The 16,167-nt window shown below is 64.3% G+C and carries 10 protein-coding genes; 7 read left to right on the top strand and 3 right to left on the bottom strand.

Features of this window, described 5'->3' with window-relative positions:
- Positions 1-309: 309 nt before the first annotated feature.
- Together ACSBQT_RS00820 and valS are read right to left on the bottom strand one after the other, a co-directional pair.
- Positions 310-1,002: an AIM24 family protein gene (locus tag ACSBQT_RS00820; protein ID WP_082819338.1), complete on the bottom strand. Its 693-nt coding sequence runs from the start codon at positions 1,000-1,002 to the stop codon at positions 310-312.
- A 257-nt stretch (positions 1,003-1,259) separates the two neighbouring features.
- Positions 1,260-3,905 (bottom strand): valine--tRNA ligase, encoded by a 2,646-nt coding sequence (valS, locus tag ACSBQT_RS00815; protein WP_435000600.1) that lies wholly within the window; start codon positions 3,903-3,905, stop codon positions 1,260-1,262.
- A gap of 186 nt (positions 3,906-4,091) precedes the next feature.
- Between valS and ACSBQT_RS00810 the strand changes: the two genes are divergently transcribed.
- From ACSBQT_RS00810 to ndk, 6 genes are all read left to right on the top strand, one after another.
- Positions 4,092-5,324 carry an acyltransferase gene (locus ACSBQT_RS00810; RefSeq protein ID WP_435000599.1) on the top strand — a complete coding sequence of 411 codons (1,233 nt, stop codon included), beginning with the start codon at positions 4,092-4,094 and terminating at the stop codon, positions 5,322-5,324.
- A gap of 78 nt (positions 5,325-5,402) precedes the next feature.
- Positions 5,403-6,158, top strand: coding sequence for an SDR family oxidoreductase (locus ACSBQT_RS00805; RefSeq protein WP_435000598.1), 756 nt, complete (start codon positions 5,403-5,405; stop codon positions 6,156-6,158).
- A gap of 312 nt (positions 6,159-6,470) precedes the next feature.
- Positions 6,471-9,734, top strand: coding sequence for an isoleucine--tRNA ligase (gene ileS / locus ACSBQT_RS00800; RefSeq protein WP_435000597.1), 3,264 nt, complete (start codon positions 6,471-6,473; stop codon positions 9,732-9,734).
- The gene (locus tag ACSBQT_RS00795) at positions 9,731-11,233 is read left to right on the top strand and encodes a bifunctional folylpolyglutamate synthase/dihydrofolate synthase (RefSeq protein WP_435000596.1); all 1,503 of its coding nucleotides are present in this window, start codon (positions 9,731-9,733) and stop codon (positions 11,231-11,233) included. Before ileS ends, ACSBQT_RS00795 begins: the two co-directional genes overlap by 4 nt.
- The gene (locus ACSBQT_RS00790) at positions 11,230-11,595 is read left to right on the top strand and encodes a DUF4233 domain-containing protein (protein ID WP_435000594.1); all 366 of its coding nucleotides are present in this window, start codon (positions 11,230-11,232) and stop codon (positions 11,593-11,595) included. The genes ACSBQT_RS00795 and ACSBQT_RS00790 overlap by 4 nt, the downstream gene beginning before the upstream one ends.
- A gap of 82 nt (positions 11,596-11,677) precedes the next feature.
- Positions 11,678-12,097 (top strand): nucleoside-diphosphate kinase, encoded by a 420-nt coding sequence (ndk, locus tag ACSBQT_RS00785; RefSeq protein WP_039210750.1) that lies wholly within the window; start codon positions 11,678-11,680, stop codon positions 12,095-12,097.
- A gap of 105 nt (positions 12,098-12,202) precedes the next feature.
- On the opposite strand, the gene ACSBQT_RS00780 is transcribed toward ndk, so the two are convergent.
- A complete protein-coding gene (locus ACSBQT_RS00780; protein ID WP_181270465.1) occupies positions 12,203-12,850 on the bottom strand; it encodes a vitamin K epoxide reductase family protein in 648 nt (215 codons plus the stop codon).
- A gap of 301 nt (positions 12,851-13,151) precedes the next feature.
- Here ACSBQT_RS00780 and ACSBQT_RS00775 point away from each other — a divergent pair, with 301 nt between their 5' ends.
- Positions 13,152-16,148 carry an Rne/Rng family ribonuclease gene (locus ACSBQT_RS00775; RefSeq protein ID WP_435000592.1) on the top strand — a complete coding sequence of 999 codons (2,997 nt, stop codon included), beginning with the start codon at positions 13,152-13,154 and terminating at the stop codon, positions 16,146-16,148.
- The last annotated feature ends 19 nt before the right edge of the window (positions 16,149-16,167 follow it).

The raw sequence follows: 16,167 nt of genomic DNA, 5'->3' as shown, positions 1-16,167 counted from the left end.
TCGCGCAGCTTGCGCCGCGGCTCATACCCTGCACAGCAGGCGGCATGACGTCCCGGTGTATTCGCATTCCTCACCGGTGCCCTTACACCACCGCGCTTGTGTCATAGCGCCCCGGTACTGGCGTATCCCTCACCCGTCCTGCCGAAACACCGTTGTGCACCAAGGGGTTTTACGACGACGGGTGAGAGGCGCCCCATGCGGCGCCATAGGGAGATGGGCGGGAGAGACGGCGACACCCCCGACTCGCCGCAGAAGCAGCAGGTCGGGGGTGCGTCAGTGTGGTGAGACGGTGGACGGCCGCCAGGTGCGTCAGCTGGTAGTGGCTGAGTAGACGGCGTTCTCTGCTGGCTGGACGACGACGAAGCCGGGGCCGTGGAATGCCAGCTGCACGGACTCGCCGGAGCCGCGACCGAAGAATGTGCCGACGCTGACGTCGGTCTTGATCTGCGGGGCCAGCGCCGAGGACCAGCAGACGGCTGCCTGCGGGTCGACGAAGGTCGGCTGCTGCGAGCAGTCGAGGACCATGGGCTCACCCTTGCAGCAGATGGCGGCAGTGCCCTGTCCGGCAAGTTCGAGGTTGAACAGTCCCGAACCGCTGACCATCGCACCGACACCGCCCTTGATGCGTTTGATCTCCCAGCTGAGCGCGTCGTCGAAGGCGAGCAGGTTTGCGGTGTTGACGGTCAGTGCGTCCTGCGGACCTTCGAGCGCCATCATGAAGATGTTCGAGGCTTCCCTGGCGAAGAACACTTCTCCGTGTCCCTCGACGCGCATGACGTTCCCGCCCTCGCCGGTGGCTGCCTTCTTCATGAACTGGCCGACCGACTTCGACCCTTGGTGGGTGAAGTGGACATCTCCCTGATAGGCGACCATTGCGCCTTTGGTGGCGATCATCGGCGCGTTCGGCGTGACCACCGAACGCAGCATCTTGTTCGACTGGAGCGTCCACCGCTCTTGGTTCTGGACCTCGGCGTTGCGCTTGGAAAAGAGTTCGCTTCTCACGGTTCTGGGGACCTTTCGTTCAGGGAGGACTTCAATGGTTCTTCAGTGGTCGATAACCATAGTACGGGTGAGAGTGCGCAGAACCAGGTCATTTCGTGTATCCGTTCCGGAACATGCGCAGAGCCCCACGGCATCCGCTGCTCCGACTCTGCGGAGGAACGAATGCCGCGGGGCTCTGCGGGACCAGTACGGGTCTCGGGCAGCCGGCGGTGCCGGAGGGTGCGTCGGCTGACCGTCAGGTCCGGCCGGTGTTCGGCTCAGTCCTGGTCGACGAAGTCGATCGAGGCAATGGTGATCTCATCGCCGGCTTCCTCGGTGCTCAGGGATTTGATACGGCCCGCGGCCCTGAGGTCGCCTTCTGCCGCCGTGATCGCGGAGACGACGGTGGCCGGCGCCTGAATGGTCACCGAAGCGACCTCGGTCTTCTGCGATACCTTGGCCTCGGTCTTCGTGCGGCGGATCTCGGTCAGTGCGGCTGCCACCGAGGCCAGCAGCTCGGGGTCGACGGACGATTCCGGATGGCTCAGCGCCTCATCTGCCGGCCATGCGGCGCGGTGGACCGATCCTTCACGCCACCAGGACCAGACCTCTTCGGTGACGAAGGGAGTGAACGGAGCGAACAGACGCAGCAGGACATCCAGAGCAGTGGCCAAGGTGACGTGCGCCGACAGCTGATCGTCAGATCCCGATGAGCCGTAGGAACGGTCCTTGACGAGCTCGACATAGTCATCGGTGAACTCCCAGAAGAAGCTCTCGGTCACACGCAGTGCATGAGCATAGTCGTAAGCGGCCATGTGCTTTCCGGCCTGCTCGACGACCTCGGCAAGCTTCGCCAGCAGGGCGCGATCGAGATCGTGGGTGACGGCACCGAGCTGACCGATGAGGCCGGCATGCACTCCCTGTGCCAGAGCGAACTTCGAAGCATTGAGCAGCTTCATCGCCAGCCGGCGGCCGATCTGCATCTGCGTGACGTCATAGGCGGTGTCCGCACCGAGTTTCGCGCTGGCCGCCCAGTAGCGGACCGCGTCGGGACCGAATCCCGGCTTCGCCTCGCCGAGGATGTCCGACGGAACCACGACATTGCCCTTTGACTTCGACATCTTCTTCCGGTCCGGGTCGAGGATCCACCCCGACAGGCCGGCATGCTTCCACGGTGCCGCATCGTTGAGCGAGTTCGCTCGGACCACGGTGGAGAACAGCCAGGTGCGGATGATGTCGTGTCCCTGCGGACGCAGGTCGAAGGGGAAGACCTTGTCGAAGAACTCCTCGTCGCGCGACCAGCCGCCGAGCAGCTGCGGCGTCAGCGACGACGTCGCCCAGGTGTCGAGGACATCCGGGTCTGCGGTGAACCCGCCGGGCACATCACGCTGGTCATCGGTGAAGCCGGCAGGAGCCTCGGCGATGGGGTCGCACGGAAGCGACTCGGGCACGATCGGGTCATCGTAATCGGGCTGGCCATCAGCGTCGAGGCGGTACCACAGCGGAATCGGGACACCGAAGAACCGCTGCCTGGAGACCAGCCAGTCGCCGTTGAGGTTCTCCACCCAGTTCTCGTAGCGGGAGCGCATGTACGCCGGGTGCCATTCGATCTCGCGACCGCGGGCGATGAGCGCATCCCGCAGCTCGGCCGACCGTCCGCCGTTGCGGATGTACCACTGACGGCTGGTGACGACCTCGAGCGGCTTGTCGCCCTTTTCGTAGAACGGGACCGGATGCGTGATCGGCTCGATCTCACCGATGAGGTCACCGGAGTCGATGAGCATCTGCGCAATGTCCTTGCGCGCAGAGAACGTCGTCTTCCCTGCCAGTGCCTCATAGTTGGCCACAGCATCGGACTTCGGTGAGTTCGCGATCCACTCGGGCACTTCGAGGTTGAGGCGGCCGCCGCGGTTGATCACCGCACGGGTCGGCAGATCGAGTTCACGCCACCACGTGACGTCGGTGAGGTCGCCGAAGGTGCAGACCATGGCGATGCCTGTGCCCTTATCGGACTTCGCAAGCTCATGGGCGCGGATCTCGACGCTGACGCCGAAGAGCGGCGAAACGACGTTCGTGCCGAACAGGGAGGCGTAGCGTTCGTCATCGGGATGGGCGACGAGTGCCACGACCGAAGGAATGAGCTCCGGACGCGAGGTGAGGATGATGATCGGTTCCGCCGAGGTGTCGGCCAGGCCATCAGCGCCCTCGGGGAAGAACTTCACCTTGTGGTACGCGCCTTCGCGCTCACGATCCTCGAGTTCGGCCTGAGCCACAGCAGTGCCGAAGGTGACGTCCCACATGGTCGGCGCGTCCTGCGAATAGGCATGCCCGTTCTTCAGATCGGTGAGGAAGGCCCTCTGGCTCACCGCACGCGAATCGTCATCGATCGTGCGGTAGGTGTACTTCCAATCCACGGACAGTCCGGTGGAGCGGAAGAGGTCCTCGAACACCTTCTCGTCCTCGGCGGAGAGCTTCTCGCACAGTTCGATGAAGTTCTGGCGAGAGACCTTGACGAAGTCGCGCGAATTCTTCGGTGCCTTCTCCGGCGGCTGGAAGTCCGGGTCGTAGGGCTGGCCGGGATCGCAGGTGACTCCGTAGTAGTTCTGCACGCGACGTTCGGTCGGCAGGCCGTTGTCGTCCCAGCCGAGGGGATAGAACACGTTCTTGCCGGTCATCCGCTGATAGCGGGCGATGATATCGGTCTGGGTATAGGAGAACACGTGTCCGACATGCAGCGACCCCGAGGCGGTCGGCGGGGGAGTGTCGATCGAGTAGACCTGCTCGCGATCGGTGTCGACGTCGAAGGCGTAGACGTTCTGCTCGCTCCACGCGGCGTCCCATTTGTCCCGCAGCCCCTCGAGGGCCGGCTTGTCAGGAAGGTTCACTGACTCGTGCGTCGAGTCCGAAAAGGCAGGTGTGTTCATAGTTGCTGATTTTCTCACCCGGTTCGCGATCGGCCAAACCGGTTCGCGCCCGTGGCCGCGCGAAGCCCCACCCGAGCTTGAGGGCAGCACTCCCGCCTCGGCTGCCCCAGCTCGACAGCGTGGGACGGCTCACACTCTGAAGGCGCAGTGAGTCGCCTGCGTCGCGGGCAATGACATCATGGACACATGGCGCCCTTGGACCGAATTCCGACAGAGAATCCGCCGCCCACGTCGACCGCGTGGATGAATCCGGCACGTGCGATTGCGATCATCGCCGTCGTGGCCATCCATTCCCTGGGCACCGTCGTCGAAGAGAACTTCGCGAGTATGGGGCCCGACTGGTGGCTGGCCAATGCCATCGACTCCGCCTGCCGGTGGTCGGTGCCCGTATTCATCATGATCTCCGGGGCCTTGGCCCTCGACCCCGACCGGGGCAGCAAACCGCGGAGGTTCCTGTCCAAACGTGTCTGGCGAATCGGCATCCCCCTCGTGTTCTGGACGGTCGTGTACGTTCTGTTTCGTCGCTACTACCTGCAGCCCGACGACGAAACCTGGAATCCGGGCATTGCGATCCTCACCGGATCGCCATTCGTCCAGCTCTACTTCCTCTACGTCCTTGCCGGCCTGACGCTGCTCACACCGTTCTTCCGCCTGCTGAGCGTCCACGGCTCCCGCCGTCTGCAGTGGGGGACCGGTCTCATCTTCCTCGGCATCGGCATGGTCGACCAGTGGGTGTCGATGGTCTTCGACGTCGGCGAAGCCAATATCGCCACCCGGTTCCTGCCGATGGCCGGGTTCTATATCCTCGGCTGGGTGCTGCGCGATATCGTGCCCTCGGTCAGAGGTGCAGTCCTGGCGTGGGTCAGCCTCATCATCGCGGTCGTCGGAACCGCGGTCTGGGCCGGTCTGGGGCCCGGTGAGAAGCCGTGGATGTTCCCTTACGAATACCTCGCACCGGGGGTCGTCCTCGCCTCCATGGCCGCTTACCTCCTCCTGCATTTCCATCTGCGCGAAGGCTTCGGACTGCTGCACCGGTTCTACCCGTATTCCTTCGGTGTGTTCCTCCTCCATCCGCTGCTGCTCTACCCTGTCCGAAATGCCATGGGGTTGCCTGATACCGTGCCCGGCGTCCTGCTCCACGCCGTCATCATGCCGATCGCCTATGCGATCGTCTGTGCCGCAGTCACCTGGGTGGCAGTGAAGATCCCCGGCTTCCGTGCCGTCTTCGGCGAAGGCGGGCCCCGCAACCCGTACACCCGACCAAGCGTGAAGAAACTCCGACCGGGCGCGAAGGGGTCCCCACCTGTCGCGTCGACGACCCCGGAAGAAGCAGCGTCGTCAGATCCGGCCGTGAGCCGACCGATCGAGACCGATCTCGGTTCAGAAGACACCGCACGCGGCCGCGAGCCGACTCCGTAGACTGAGATCCGAACAGCAATCCCCGCTTCGGGAATCCAGACACGAACCCGCCGACAGACCCGACAGAGGAGAACACAGATGGAAAAGCTCAGAGCAGTAGTCACAGGCGCCAGTTCCGGAATCGGTGCGGCCACGGTCCGACAGATGCGCGAGCAGGGCTGGGACGTCGTCGCCGTGGCCCGCCGAGAGGACAAGCTCAAAGCCCTCGCCGAGGAGACCGGAGCCGACTACATCGTCGCCGACCTCACCGATGACGCCGCCGTGGCGTCCATGGCCGAACAGGTGCTCGCCGGGGGAGCCGTCCATTCCCTCGTGGCCAATGCCGGCGCCGCATTCGGAACCGACACAGTCGCCGAGGCATCGGTCGACGGATGGCGGGACATGTTCGACATCAACGTCCTCGGAGTCCTGCGCGTCGTCAAAGCACTGCTGCCGGCCCTCATCGATTCCAGCCGCGGAGATATCGTCGTCATGTCCTCGACCGCCGGCCATCAGGCCTACGAAGGCGGCGGAGGCTACGTCGCAGCGAAGCACGGCACCCACTCGATGGCAGCGACCCTGCGCCTCGAACTCGCCGGCGAACCCGTGCGCGTCATTGAGATCGCACCGGGAATGGTCGCCACCGACGAGTTCACCTTCAAACGCGTCGGCGGTGATGAGGCGAAGGCCGCGAAGGTGTACGAAGGCGTCGAGAACCCGCTGACCGCGGACGACGTCGCCGACGCCGTCGTCTACACGCTCACCCGTCCCCACCACTTCAACGTCGATCTCATGGTCATCCGACCGATCGCCCAGGCCGCTCAGCACAAGGTCGCCCGCAACCGGGGACTGTGAGCACCCACGGCTCCAGCCCGCGGCCGCCTCGGCGAGGGAGATCCCCCGCGCCGCCGAGTGGTCTCGGGCGGAGTCGACGGTATACGATTGTCTTGCGTCGATCCGGCTATCACCGGGGAGCATCCGGAAGAACGGAGCCAGCGTTCCAAACGCCGCGTTCTCAGTAGACCCGGACGGGTGGACCCGTCATCGTCTGAGTGAATGAGCGATCCGCTGACCGTCCTGAACCGGTCGGACTGCGGATAAGCGAGGTGGTACCGCGGCAGACTGTCGTCCTCGTGACAGTGACCGCAGTGACCCAGAAGGACGCTCATGACTCAGCCTCTCTATCCCAAGGTTTCGACCTCGACCTTCGGACTCTCGTCGTCCCCGAACTTCCCTGCCATCGAAGACGCAGTGCTGCGCTACTGGCAGGAGGATGACACCTTCAAGGCGTCGATCGCCCAGCGCGACGCCGGCGAGAACGGCGAGAACGAATTCGTCTTCTACGACGGACCTCCCTTCGCCAACGGCCTGCCCCACTACGGTCACCTGCTCACCGGCTACGTCAAGGACGTCGTCCCGCGGTTCCAGACGATGCGCGGCAAGAAGGTCGACCGCCGCTTCGGCTGGGACACCCACGGCCTGCCGGCCGAGCTCGAAGCCGAACGTCAACTGGGCATCACCGACAAGTCCGAGATCGGCCGCATGGGACTGGCCGCATTCAACGACGCCTGCCGCTCTTCGGTCCTCCGCTACACCCAGGAATGGGAAGAATATGTGACCCGTCAGGGCCGGTGGGTCGACTTCGACAATGACTACAAGACGCTCAACGTCGAATACATGGAGAGCGTCATCTGGGCGTTCAAGCAGCTCTGGGACAAAGGCCTCGTCTACGAGGGCTACCGCGTGCTCCCTTACTGCTGGAAGGACGAGACGCCGCTGTCGAACCATGAGCTGCGCATGGACGACGACGTGTACAAGATGCGTCAGGATCCGGCAGTGACCCTCGGTTACAAACTCAAGGACTCCGACGAGTGGGTCCTCATCTGGACGACGACCCCGTGGACGGTTCCGTCGAACCAGGCCGTGGCCGTCAACCCGGAGATCCCGCTCGTCGCAGTGGTCCCCGGTGAAGACGGTGCCGAAGAACTTCAGGGCAAGACCCTCATCCTCGCCGAAGCACGTCTGGGTGCCTATGCTCGTGAACTCGGTGCCGAACCGCAGGTTCTGCGCACCTTCCCCGGCAGCGAACTCGTCGGCGCCTCCTACGAACCTCCGTTCCCGTACTTCGAGGGCCGTCAGGAGGAGTTCGGCGAGAACATGCACACGATCCTCGCAGCGGACTTCGTCACCGTCGAAGACGGCACCGGAATCGTCCACCAGTCGCCAGCCTTCGGTGAAGAGGACAAGGAACTCACCGACTCCTACGGCATCACCGCGGCCCGTCCCGTCGACGACGCCGGTCGCTTCGATACGACCGTTCCCGACTACGCCGGCCAGCAGGTCTTCGACGCCAACAAGGCGATCATCAAGGACCTGCGCAACCACACTGGTCCGATGGAGTCGCGGGGTGCTCTGCTGGTCCGCCACGAATCCTACGAGCACTCCTACCCGCACTGCTGGCGCTGCCGGAACCCGCTGATCTACCGTGCGGTGTCCTCCTGGTTCGTCCGCGTCACCGAGTTCAAGGACCGCATGGTCGAACTCAACGAGCAGATCAACTGGGTGCCGGACAACGTCAAGCACGGACAGTTCGGCAAATGGCTCGAAAACGCCCGCGACTGGTCGATCTCGCGCAACCGCTTCTGGGGTTCGCCGATCCCCGTGTGGATCTCCTCCGACCCGGCCTACCCGCGCACCGACGTCTACGGTTCCCTGGCCGAGATCGAAGCCGACTTCGGACGTCTGCCGCGCAACGACTCCGGAGACGTCGACCTCCACCGCCCGTGGGTCGATGACCTCACCCGCCCGAACCCGGACGATCCGACCGGGAAGTCGGTGATGCAGCGCATCCCGGAGATCTTCGACGTCTGGTTCGACTCCGGTTCGATGAGCTACGCCCAGGTGCACTACCCGTTCGAGAACTCCGAATGGTTCGACAACCACTTCCCGGCCGACTTCATCGTCGAATACGTGGGACAGACCCGCGGCTGGTTCTACCTGCTGCACGTTCTGGCCACGGCGATCTTCGACCGTCCCGCCTTCACGAACTGCATCTCCCACGGCATCGTGCTCGGTTCCGACGGGCAGAAGATGTCGAAGTCCCTGCGCAACTACCCCGATGTCAACGAGGTCTTCAACCGCGACGGCTCGGATGCCATGCGCTGGTTCCTCATGGCTTCGTCCATCCTGCGCGGCGGCAACCTCGTCGTCACCGAACAGGGCATCCGCGACGGTGTCCGCCAGGTCGTGCTCCCGCTGTGGAACACATGGCAGTTCTTCGCCACCTACTCCAACGCGGCCGACGGTCCGGCAGGGGAGAAGACCGGCTACCAGGCACAGTCGCGCTACGACTCGTCCCAGGTCCTCGACAGGTACCTCCTGGCCAAGACGCACGACCTCATCACCGAGTTCGCCGAGGCGATGGAGGGCCTCGACATCTGGGCGGCTTGCGAACTCGTGCGCAGCTACCTCGACATGCTCACGAACTGGTATGTGCGTCGTTCGCGTCGCCGGTTCTGGGACGGCGGCACCGACACGCATGAGTCCTTCGACGTGTTCTATACCTGCCTGGAGGCATTCTGCCGTGTGGCCGCGCCCCTGCTGCCGTTCACGGTCGAAGAGATCTATCGCGGACTGACCGGGCAGCGGTCGGTGCACCTGGCCGACTACCCGGATGCCGAGGCATTCCCTGCCGACGCCGACCTCGTCGCGGCGATGGACCTCACCCGCGATATCTGCTCTACAGCCTCCTCGGTGCGCAAGGCCAACCAGCTGCGGGTGCGCCTGCCGCTGTCGCAGCTGACCGTCGCCACCGACACGGACCTGAGCTCCGACTTCACCGAGATCATCGCCGATGAGCTCAATGTGCGTACCGTCGAGGTCCTCGACGTCGCCGAGGCGGAGGCCGCCGGATTCTCCCTGTCACAGAATCTCGTCGTCAACGCCCGTGCCGCCGGACCCCGTCTGGGCAAACAGGTCCAGCAGGTCATCAAGGCCTCGAAGTCAGGCGACTGGTCCGTCACCGACGGCACCGTCGTCAGCGGCGGAATCGAGCTCGTCGACGGCGAGTACACCCTCGAATCCGTGGCCGAATCCGGCACCGAGGGCATGGAGCTCGCGGCTCTCGACTCCGGCTTCCTCGCCCTCGACACCCGGGTCACACCCGAGCTCGAGGCCGAAGGCATGGCACGTGATGCCGTGCGCGCCATCCAAGGCATCCGCAAGCAGCTCGATCTCGACATCTCCGACCGGATCGCCGTCACCCTCGAAGCCGGCACCGAGGTGGTCGCCGCGCTCGAGCCTCACGTCGACCTCATCGCCGGTGAGACCCTGACGACCACTCTGAACTTCGGCCCGGTCGACGCCGGTGCCGAGGTCTTCAGCCCCGAAGAGCTCCCCGGCGGCACCCGTCTGGCGGTGAAGCGGGCATGAGCGAGGACAACACCCCACCCGAGGATCCGGTGGCAGCAGCTGAGGAGCTGCTGGCCGCTGTCGAAGATCCGCAGACCGCAGAACAGGACGCGGATTCGGAACCTCTGCCCGAACCGGTCGTCGATGACGCCACTCGGGTCGAGCTCGCCCGGGTCTATGCCCTGCTGCTGGCCCGGGCGGGGGAGACGCAGGTCGAGCTGCGCCTCGATGCGACTCGGCGGGCGTGTGAGATCCTCGGCGATATCCACACTGCGGCCCCGACAATCACGATCACGGGCACGAACGGGAAGACCTCGACGGCACGGATGATCGATTCGCTCATCTCCGCTCATGAGCTCCGGGTCGGCCGGTTCACCAGTCCCCACCTGCATTCGGTGACCGAACGGATCTCCGTGGACGGCGCACCCGTGTCCGCTCACACCTTCGTCCGCATCTATGACGAGATCGCCCCGTACCTGGACATCGTCGATGCCCAGCTCGAAGCCGAAGGGCGCGCGAAGCTCACCTACTTCGAAGCGCTGACCGTGCTGGCCTTCGCCGTGTTCGCCGATGCTCCGGTCGATGTCGTCGTCACCGAGGTCGGCATGGGCGGACAATGGGATTCGACGAACGTGGCCGATGCCCACGTGTGCGTGTTCACGAAGATCGGTCTCGATCATCAGGCGTTCCTCGGAGACACCATCGAGGAGATCGCCGCGACCAAGGCTGGAATCCTCGATCGCAGCGTTGAGGACAGCCCGGCTCCCGAACCTGTTGCCGTGTCTGCCGTCCAGGACGAGGCCGCACAGTCGGTCCTTGACGAGGAAGCTGCCCGCCGTGGGGTTCCGCTGGCCGCTGAGGAGCGGGACTTCCGTCTCCTCGACCGGCAGCGTGCCGTCGACGGTCAGCTCATCACGGTCCAGGGCCGCAGAGACGTCTACTCCGACCTGTTCCTGCCGCTGCACGGAATTCACCAGGCCCACAATGCCGCGGTCGCGATCGTGGCAGCCGAGGCCTTCCTCGGAGCCGAAGACAAGCCACTCAACCAGGAGACGGTGGCCGAGGGGCTGGCCAGGGTGACCTCACCGGGCCGTGCGGAGCTCCTGCGCACGGGACCCAGCGTCGTCGTCGACGGCGCCCATAACCCGGATGCCGCACATGTGCTGGCCGACACCCTCGCCGAGGCGTTCGACTTCGACTATGTCGTCATCGTGCTGGCGATGCTGGCGGACAAGGACAGTGACGGTGTCATCGAAGAGCTCCATCGCAGCGCAGATGTGTTCGTCGTCAGCGAGAATCTCAACTCCCGTGCGCTGCCGGTCGACGACCTCGCCGAGGCGGCGCGGGAGTGGGTCGACGAGGATTCCGTCATCGTCGCCTCCGATCTCAATGCGGCCCTGATGAAGGCCGTCGACCTTGCCAACAGCGTCGATGCGAAGAGTCCGGGGATCGTCGTCACCGGCTCCATCTACACAGTGGCCGAAGCGCGCCTGCTCCTCGGACGAGGTGAGGAAGGATGAAATCGAAGTACCCCGTGCTCTGCGGATCGATCCTCACCTGCGAGCTCGTCGTCGTCTACTTCGCCGTGCTCACGACATTCGGCTTGTCGGTGAAGTCGGCGCAGACTCTGACCCTGGCACAGCTGCTCATCGGCGCCTCGGTCATCGCCGTGCTGGCCATCATCGCCGTCATCCTGCTGCCGCGGCGGATCGGTGCGAAACGCCCCGGTGTGATCATCGGGTGGGTCGTGCAGGGGCTGCTGCTGGCCTCCGGCTTCGTGCTTACCTCGATGTTCTTCGTCGCGGCGCTGTTCATCGCCCTGTGGGCCGTGGCCGTGTACTGGTCGGCTCGCATCGATCGTGAGGTCGCCGCGCGCAGCTGAACTGTGAGAACACCGAGGCGGGAGCGCCACGGTGCCCGGGTAGACTGTGGACCGACGTCCACACGACATTGGAAGGACCGGAATGGAACGTACGCTCATCCTCATCAAGCCCGACGGAGTCGCTCGCGGACTCGTCGGACAGATCGTGGCCCGAATCGAAGCCAAGGGCTATGCGATCGACGCCTTGGATCTCCGTTCGGCCACAGCCGCCGAACTGGCAGCCCATTACGCCGAGCACGAAGGCAAGCCCTTCTACCAGCCGCTGGTCGACTTCATGTCCGAAGGGCCGATCGTCTCGATCATCGCCTCCGGACAGGGCGTCATCCCCGGCTTCCGGTCCCTGGCCGGCGCCACCGACCCGACGGCCGCTGCTCCCGGTACGATCCGCGGCGATTTGGGTCGCGACTGGGGTGAGAAGGTGCAGAAGAACCTCGTCCACGGATCCGATTCCACAGAATCGGCCGAACGCGAGATCGGAATCTGGTACCCGGCTGAAGGCTGATGACAGTCAGAAGACCGAACGCGGCCGACGACTGAGCCGCACCGGTCGAAACAGTGAGGGCGCCCCACCGAACGGTGGGGCGCCCTCACTGGATTCGGTTCACGGTCAGAGCAGATTGGAGAAGAACGCCCAGAACTGCACGACGATGCAGGCGAAGATGATGAGCATCCACAGCACCGACAAGGCGATGTTCTCCTTCGCCAGGACCCGCAGCACGGCATTGTCGGCGGCGCGCCGACCGAAGGCGCCGGTAAGCAGATTGCGGGCGGTGACAGCCATGAACATCGGAATCGTCACGGTCCACACGATGATGCACCACGGGCAGCCGACTCCGATCTTGTAGATCGAGACGTAGAACAGGAACATCACCAACGCCACGCCGCAGCCCAGTCCGATGTTCAGTCCCACCATCACCCAGCGGGGCAGCCGGGTGCCTGACAGGATGAGCACACCGAGCAGCAGCGGGATGATGAAGGCCGCCACGCCCATGAGCTGATTGGGGAAGCCCAACAGCTCGGCTTCGGCATGTTCCATGACCGAACCGCACGAGAAGAACGGGTTGAGGTCGCAGGAGAGCACGACGTCCGGATTCGCCAGTTTCTCGTACTTCTCCGCCGACAGGGAGAACGAGGCGAGGAAGCCGATGGCAGAGGCGATGATGAGGAAGATCCCGAACGGCACCGATCTGAGCACCCATGATGAGGTGGTGTCGGCGGACTCGAGGTCATCGGATTGAGTCAGTGTGGTGTTCACTCCTCAAGAATGCCTGGCCATGTCCCGTGCGGCAAACCCCGTACCCATCGAAACCTCAGTGCAGAGGCACTTCTGTGACATAATGGTCGGACGGATACCTGTTCCCACACCGAACAGGAGAAGTGCCTCCACCGAGTCGAGGGTATGACCTCGCAGGTCGACAACAAGATGAGGCAGCACGGAAGGCCTACGCGCTGAGCGCGAGCCGGATGTGCCATCCACAGGTTTCGGTCCATTGCGGACCATGCAAGGATCCGAAGATCCGTACGGTGTGGACGGCGTCTTCGGACTGGGAGATACGATGAACGATACGTCGAACGACGGCACAGAGTCGACAGATCCGACCGAAGGCATTCTCGCGGACCTCGCGAATCTGCAGCAGTCGGCGGGTGCCAAAAACGCCGAACACGAGGATGTCCACGACAGTGTGCGTGCGCGCCTCGATGACATCGCCGAGGCGGCCGAATCACTGCGTATCGGCGATGCTGATGACGACGAGGACGAGGACGAGTACGACGCAGAACCGACCCCTCGCCGAGGCGGGCAGAAGTCCGCACGAGATGCCGTGGCCAATCGGGGACTGATCTTCGAGGAGTTCGTCCGCGGAGACTCGGACGACGATGATCACGACGAGGACGCAGACGACGCCGATGGCGATGATGAGTCCGATTCCGCGTCGCAGGCGTCGCCGGGCTTCGATCCGCGCAATCCCTTCGCGGCACCTGCCGCTCCGGTTGCCGCACCCGAACCCCGGACCACTCCGGCTGGGCCCTATGACGGCGGCCTGATCTTCCAGGTGCCGAAGGCCGAACACGCCGAGGTCGTCACGATCGAAGACGATGACTCCGACGACGACTGGGATGATTCCCAGGCCTCCGATGACGAGACGTCGTCCTCGCAGGAGAGCCGTCAGAACGAGCATGGTGAGGACGATTCCTCCAACGGTCCACGTCGGCGTCGAGGCGGCCGCGGGCGCCGATCGCGGGGTCGCGATGACTCCCACGACGATTCCTCGGACGCCGACGATTCGAAGGACTCCGAGGACGACTCCTCGGACTCTGCAGGCAACGAGGACGCGAAGTCGTCGAAGCGGGGATCTCGGTCGAACAACCGCGGTTCGAAGCGCTCCGATTCGGACGCCGAGGACTCACATTCGAAGTCGGATCACAAAGACTCCGATCACAAAGCCTCCGACCACAACGACTCCGACGATTCGGATTCGGACGATGGTGATGACGATTCCGACGGCGGTTCGCGCCGTCGGCGCCGTCGTCGGTCTCGCACCCGCAGCACCGACCGCGACGAAGTCACCTCGCTCAAGGGTTCGACCCGCCTCGAGGCCAAGCGCCAGCGTCGTAAGGAGGGCCGCGAAGCCGGACGTCGCCGCCCCATCATCACCGAAGCCGAATTCCTCGCCCGACGTGAGTCCGTCGACCGGACCATGCTGGTCCGGGAGAGCGGCGACCAGACTCAGCTCGTCGTCGTCGAAGACGGGATCGCTGTCGAGCACTACCTCAAGGAGAACCGTCAGCAGTCCTCGCTCATCGGCAACGTCTACCTGGGCAAGGTCCAGAACGTGCTGCCGAGCATGGAGGCGGCATTCATCGATATCGGCAAGGGCCGCAACGCCGTGCTCTACGCCGGTGAAGTCAATTGGGACGCCCTCGGCATGGACGGCAAGGCGCGCCGCATCGAAACCGCGCTGAGCCCCGGCGATGCCGTGCTCGTGCAGGTGACGAAGGATCCGATCGGGCACAAGGGCGCCCGTCTGACCAGCCAGATCTCTCTGCCCGGCCGGTTCCTCGTCTACGTACCGGGCAATTCGATGACCGGAATCTCGCGGAAGCTGCCCGACAACGAACGCGCACGCCTGAAGAAGCTGCTCAAACAGCTCGTCGGCGATTCGAACGGCGTCATCGTGCGTACCGCTGCCGAAGGCGCCACCGACTCCGACCTGTCACGTGACGTCGAACGTCTCGCCAAACGGTGGGAGACGATCGAGAAGAAGTCGAAGTCGACGAAGGTGCTGGCCCCGCAGCTGCTCTACAGCGAGCCGGACATGATCGTGCGCATCATCCGTGATGTCTTCAACGAGGACTTCAGCTCGCTCGTCATCGACGGCGACGGCGCATGGAACACCATCCACGAGTACGTCGAATCCGTGGCCCCGGACCTGCTCGATCGCGTCCACAGCTACAACGAGGACGAGGACATCTTCGGCCACTACAGGATCGAAGAGCAGATCCAGAAGGCGCTGCAGCGCACCGTGAATCTGCCCTCGGGAGGTTCACTCGTCATCGACCGCACCGAAGCGATGACGGTCGTCGACGTCAATACCGGCAAGTTCACCGGCTCCGGAGGCAACCTCGAGGAGACGGTGACCCGCAACAACCTCGAAGCCGCCGAGGAAGTCATTCGGCAGATCCGCCTGCGCGACATCGGCGGAATCATCGTCGTCGACTTCATCGACATGGTGCTCGAGTCCAACCGCGACCTCGTGGTGCGCCGCCTCGTCGAGTGCCTCGGTCGCGACCGGACGAAGCATCAGGTCGCCGAGGTGACATCGCTGGGACTCGTGCAGATGACGCGCAAGCGCATCGGCACCGGACTCGCCGAATCCCTGGTCAGCGCCGGCGAGGACCTCACCGGTCGGGGACTGCTGCTGCCGGGTTCGGAAGAAGACGGATCGAAGGCCCATCGCGGCGGCCGCTCTTCGAACCACGACAACCGTCGTGACCGCAAGCGGCGGGGCGACTCAGGCTCGAAGTCCAAGCACAATGAGTCCGAATCGACTGATGAGACAGTGTCCTCGGATGCTTCTCGGTCGGCTGTCGCCGCGATTGCGAAAGCCACCCTGAAGAAGGATGATGCCGATTCGACCGAATCGACATCCGACGCTCAGACTCAGTCCGATGACTCGTCGAACGACGGTGAGAACGCCAAGTCCCGCCCGCGTTCGCGCAACGGACGCCGCCGCTCTCGCTCGAACCGCAGCGATGACTCGCAGACCGAGACGCGCGACGAGAAGTTGAGTGACAACGAGAAATCAAACGGCAACGCGAAGACGAGCAGCAACGAGCAGGAGTCGGCAGAGACGAAGTCCGCGGCCGAGCAGAAGCCGGTCGCCGAAGAACCGAAGGATCTGCCGCTGATGATCGGCGCCGACAGCGAGACGAAGGTCGCCGCCGCCGAACCGGTCAAGAGCACTCCGGCGAAGAAGCGCGAACCGGCGAAGAAGGCCCCTGCCCCCAAGCAGGAGCAGCTGCCCACCTCGTTTGTCATCATCGGTGAGGACTGAGCGCCTGTCCTGAGTTGAG

Source organism: Brevibacterium sp. H602, assembly GCF_051172395.1.
Classification (GTDB): Bacteria; Actinomycetota; Actinomycetes; order Actinomycetales; family Brevibacteriaceae; genus Brevibacterium.
The sequence above is the reverse complement of the archived record's forward strand: the minus strand, read 5'-3'. Positions and strand labels throughout refer to the sequence as shown.

Excerpts from the sequence above, each read along its gene's own strand:
- ACSBQT_RS00790 (WP_435000594.1), top strand. The coding sequence starts at position 11,230 with ATGAAATCGAAGTACCCCGTGCTCTGCGGATCGATCCTCACCTGCGAG.
- ACSBQT_RS00775 (WP_435000592.1), top strand. The coding sequence starts at position 13,152 with ATGAACGATACGTCGAACGACGGCACAGAGTCGACAGATCCGACCGAA.
- valS (WP_435000600.1), bottom strand. The coding sequence starts at position 3,905 with ATGAACACACCTGCCTTTTCGGACTCGACGCACGAGTCAGTGAACCTT.
- ACSBQT_RS00810 (WP_435000599.1), top strand. The coding sequence starts at position 4,092 with ATGGCGCCCTTGGACCGAATTCCGACAGAGAATCCGCCGCCCACGTCG.
- ndk (WP_039210750.1), top strand. The coding sequence starts at position 11,678 with ATGGAACGTACGCTCATCCTCATCAAGCCCGACGGAGTCGCTCGCGGA.
- ileS (WP_435000597.1), top strand. The coding sequence starts at position 6,471 with ATGACTCAGCCTCTCTATCCCAAGGTTTCGACCTCGACCTTCGGACTC.
- ACSBQT_RS00805 (WP_435000598.1), top strand. The coding sequence starts at position 5,403 with ATGGAAAAGCTCAGAGCAGTAGTCACAGGCGCCAGTTCCGGAATCGGT.
- ACSBQT_RS00795 (WP_435000596.1), top strand. The coding sequence starts at position 9,731 with ATGAGCGAGGACAACACCCCACCCGAGGATCCGGTGGCAGCAGCTGAG.